The organism is Streptomyces sp. NPDC006283 (assembly GCF_040613325.1).
Classification (GTDB): Bacteria; Actinomycetota; Actinomycetes; order Streptomycetales; family Streptomycetaceae; genus Streptomyces.
In genome coordinates this window covers 1-2,325 of record NZ_JBEXRZ010000424.1, presented here as the reverse complement: position 1 = coordinate 2,325, position 2,325 = coordinate 1, and the positions used below count along the sequence as shown (strand labels likewise).

The window sequence follows — 2,325 nt, the reverse complement described above, 5'->3', positions numbered from 1 at the left end:
GCCCGGTTACATTCCGAACCCGGAAGCTAAGCCTTTCAGCGCCGATGGTACTGCAGGGGGGACCCTGTGGGAGAGTAGGACGCCGCCGAACAATCTTTCAGGACCCTTGGTCCAGCGTTCACGCTGGACCAAGGGTCCTTTTTGCTTTTCCGAGAATGACGAAGCGCGGCCGATGGCCGGCTGCGCGAGAATGACTGTGGTACCCGAAGACAGGAGTCACCCGATGTCCCCCAACTCTTCCGACGATCGTCCGGATCGCGAGCCGCGTCGCAGGGACGGCGGTGACAGGGGCGGCTTCCGCGGTGGTCGTGACGACAGGGACCGTGGGCCCCGCCGTGACAACGACCGTGGTGAGCGCAGCGGGTTCCGTGGCGCCCGTGACGACCGTGGTGGTCGGCCCACAGGTGGCGGTGGCTTCCGCCGGGACGACCGCGACCGGGACCGCGACCGGGACCGCGATCGCGGGCCGCGTCGCGAGGACGACCGCGGCGACCGCGGCGGGTACCGCGGGCCCCGTGACGACCGTGGCGGGCGTCCCAGCGGCGGCGGATACGCGCCGCGTACGGGTGGCGGCGGTGGCGGCGGTTTCCGTCGTGACGATCGGCGCGACGAGCGCGGTGGCGGCTTCCGACGTGACGACCGCTCGGGCGGAGGCACCGGCGGTTCCGGCGGCGGGCACGGGCGACGCGACAACGACCGTGGTGGCTACCGTGGTCCGCGTGACGATCGTCGTGACGAGCGGCCCGGTGGCTACCGTGGCCCCCGTGACGACCGACGTGATGACCGTCGCGACGACCGCCGTGATGATCGCCGTGACGACCGCGGCGCACGCCCCGGTGGCGGCTTCCGACGTGATGACCGTTCCGGCCCGAGCGGCTACCCGCGGCGTGACGACCGGCAGGGCGGTTTCCGCCGGGACGACGACCGCGGAGGCTTCCGCGGTCCGCGTGACGATCGTCGTGACGAGCGGCCCGGTGGCTACCGTGGCCCCCGCGACGACCGTCGTGACGACCGTCGTGACGACCGGCAGGGCGGGTTCCGTCGGGACGACGAACGCGGTGGCTACCGCGGTCCGCGTGACGACCGCCGTGACGAGCGCCCGGGTGGCTACCGTGGCCCCCGCGACGACCGGCAGGGCGGTTTCCGCCGCGACGATCGCCGTGATGACAGGCGTGACGACCGACAGGGTGGCTTCCGCCGTGACGAGCGAGGTGGCGACCGCCGCGACGAGCGAGGTGGCGACCGCCGCGACGACCGAGGCGGCCGCCCGGCGCCTGCTGCCGGCGGTGGCTTCCGCCGTGACGACCGTTCCGGTGGTGGCTACGGACGCCGGGACAACGACCGGGGTGGCTTCCGCGGCCCCCGCCGCGACGACCGTGACCGGGACCGTGGTGGCTACCGCGGTTCCCGTGACGACCGCGGCGACCGCGGCGGTTACGGCCGCCGGGACGACCGGGACCGTCCCGACCGCGAGCCGATCAAGCGTCTGCCGATCCCCGAGGACGTCACGGGCGACGAGATCGACAAGGACGTGCGGCAGGAGCTGCAGAGCCTGCCCAAGGGCCTTGCCGAGGACGTCGCCAAGAACCTCGTCATGGTCGCCAACCTGATCGACGAGGACCCCGAGAAGGCCTACGCCTACGCCCGCATCGCGCTGCGGCTCGCGTCCCGTGTCGCCGCCGTGCGTGAGGCGGCCGGCTTCGCCGCGTACGCGACGCAGAAGTACTCCGAGGCGCTGGCCGAGTTCCGTGCGGCCCGGCGGATGACCGGCACCGTGGAGCTGTGGCCCGTCATGGCGGACTGCGAGCGCGGACTCGGCCGGCCCGAGCGGGCCCTTGCGATGGCCGGCGAGCCCGAGGTGCAGAAGCTCGACAAGGCGGGACAGGTCGAGATGCGGCTCGTCGCGGCCGGTGCGCGCAGGGACATGGGGCAGCTGGACGCCGCCATCGTGACCCTGCAGAGCCCCGAGCTGGCGTCCAGCTCCGTCCAGCCCTGGACGGCCCGGCTGCGCTACGCGTACGCCGACGCACTTCTGGCGGCCGGCCGTGAGGACGAGGCCCGGGAGTGGTTCGCCAAGGCGCTCGAGGCCGACAAGGACGGCGCCACCGACGCGTCGGACCGCCTCGCCGAGCTGGACGGCGTCGAGTTCGTCGACGCCCTGCAGGATGACGAGCACGAAGGCGCGGACAACAACGACGCCGGCAACAGCGAGGTGAAGGACGCTGATGCCGACGCCCGGCCGACATCCGACACGGACGGGCGTCCCGGCGAGTAGCCGACACCGGTCGCACTCGGCGACACATGAGTGGGGGCGGCACCCGGTCC

The 2,325-nt window shown here is 73.0% G+C and carries 1 protein-coding gene and 1 rRNA gene; both read left to right on the top strand.

What is annotated here, in order from left to right; all coding sequences use genetic code 11:
• Positions 1-91 (top strand): 5S ribosomal RNA (gene rrf, locus ABZ070_RS36870); the annotation flags it as partial.
• A 1,395-nt stretch (positions 92-1,486) separates the two neighbouring features.
• Positions 1,487-2,275, top strand: coding sequence for a tetratricopeptide repeat protein (locus tag ABZ070_RS36865; protein WP_356640515.1), 789 nt, complete (start codon positions 1,487-1,489; stop codon positions 2,273-2,275).
• The last annotated feature ends 50 nt before the right edge of the window (positions 2,276-2,325 follow it).